Annotated in this window: 1 protein-coding gene; it reads right to left on the reverse strand. The window is 54.9% G+C overall.

Annotated elements, in window-relative coordinates; translation table 11 throughout:
• Nucleotides 1-235: peroxiredoxin family protein (locus M3089_RS15770; RefSeq protein ID WP_249085267.1), on the reverse strand; the 235-nt coding region annotated here is incomplete at both ends.

Genomic DNA, 235 nt, shown 5'->3' on the forward strand with positions numbered 1-235 from the left:
TTATCGCCGTCTTCATTGCGTCTGCGTTGTCATACTCACGGGCCACGCCAACAACGGTAAATCCGCGGTCTTTATACTTGTCATAAAGGGGAATAAGCTCTTTAGAGTGCTTGCGGCACGACGCGCACCAACTGCCCCAGAGGTCAATCAGGGCCACACGGCCAGCTATCTCTTTCGACAATGTGTGGTCGTTGCCCGCCAAATCGGGGGCCGTGAAGTCGAAATAGTCGCCTCC

This window comes from Marseilla massiliensis (genome assembly GCF_023336985.1).
GTDB classification, from domain to species: domain Bacteria; phylum Bacteroidota; class Bacteroidia; order Bacteroidales; family Bacteroidaceae; genus Prevotella; species Prevotella intestinigallinarum.